Genomic DNA, 1,531 nt, shown 5'->3' on the forward strand with positions numbered 1-1,531 from the left:
CTATAAGGACGTAAACCGCTTCGAGGATTGTAAGCGAGCAACTTTGATGGCGGCGCGAGTTGGTAGGGGCGATACAGGCCTGCATCTTAACCTGTTTGAGATTGCACTGGCAGAAGATGATGAAGACTCGCTTGCCAGAGAGACAAAGTGGTTTGAGACGAACGAGGATGGGACGAGCGTATGGTATTTCCCATCGTTTCGGGGCGGAGCAGCGGCCGTTCAGGGGCGATATCGGCAAGCGCGAGATCTGTTTCAAGGGGCTTATCAAAATGCAGAGCGCGTGAAGTTGCCGGAGACTGCAGACAAGATATTGATCGATGAGGCCCAGGTCGAGTTGAAGTTAGGCCTGCCCGAAGCGTCGCGAATGACGCTGAATCGGATTCATCCTCCTGATTCTGGAACTCCGGATTACGCTCAACTTCGAGCGGAGTTGGGGGATGCCTCGGCTGCGCAAGCATTCCTCGCCGAGCACAACGGTCCATCGCCGGATACGTTACTGACGTACGTCGACTTGCCGCGGATCCGCGCGGTGTTGGCACTGAATCACGGCAAGCCGTTGGATGCGATTGCCGCGCTCGAGTTGGCGAGGCCGTACGAGATGCGCGATTACAACATTCTGTCGCTTCGGGCCCAGGCCTTTTTAAAAGCCGGCCAACCAGGCAAGGCGATCGAGGAGTACAAGAAGATTCTTGCAAATCGGGGGATCGACCCGACCTCGGTTCTTTATCCGTTGGCGTATTTAGGCATGGCCCGGTCGTACGCCGCACTTGGAAACACGAGTGCAAGCCGCGGTCAGTACGACGCCTTCCTTGGCTCATGGAAGAATGCGGACCGAGATCTTCCGGTCCTGAAGGCCGCAACCACGGAACTCGCTAAGCTTTGAGCCCGGCGAACCTCGGTCATTGTGCTATGGGAAAGAGCCCGCTATCGAAGCTTCCAAAGCGGATTCGTATTCTGCGGTGTTGCATCTAATCTGCAGCACCATAGAAGATGGCTGCGGAGCGCGATCAAGTGGCTGGACACAAATTGACTGCAGGAAAGACGAGGAAATCGCGTGACGGCGAGAGGGTTGACGCGCGCGCCGGCGGCGGCGATGTGCTCGATCTCTTCCATCCGATCACCGCCGAATGGTTTCGTGCGGTCTTCGACGACGCCACAGCGCCGCAACGCGAAGGTTGGCCTGCGATCTCTCGTGGGGAATCCACGCTCATCCTCGCGCCGACCGGCACAGGCAAAACGCTGACAGCCTTCCTCTGGTGTCTGGACAAACTCATGCTGCGCGAGCCCGCAACGATGAAGGGATGCCGCGTCCTCTACATCTCGCCGCTCAAGGCGCTGGCGGTTGACGTGGAGCGCAATCTTCGCTCGCCGCTCGCGGGCATTACAAATATGGCGCAGCGCAAAGGTATTCCGGTGCACGTGCCCGAGATCAGCGTCCGTACTGGCGACACATCCCCAAGAGATCGGGCGCGGTTTAAGAATCATCCTGGCGAGATATTGATTACGACGCCAGAGTCTCTTTACCTTCTGC

The 1,531-nt window shown here is 57.7% G+C and carries 2 protein-coding genes; both read left to right on the top strand.

The genetic code is table 11. The features are described from left to right. Positions 1-883: hypothetical protein (locus WCB02_RS38765; RefSeq protein WP_423967507.1), on the top strand; the 883-nt coding region annotated here is incomplete at its 5' end. Positions 884-990: 107 nt separating this feature from the next. Further along, positions 991-1,531, top strand: a 541-nt coding sequence (locus tag WCB02_RS38770) for a DEAD/DEAH box helicase (RefSeq protein ID WP_423967509.1), incomplete at its 3' end; no start/stop codon positions are given.

The sequence above is a fragment of the Bradyrhizobium sp. genome (assembly GCF_049581145.1).
Lineage (GTDB): Bacteria > Pseudomonadota > Alphaproteobacteria > Rhizobiales > Xanthobacteraceae > Bradyrhizobium.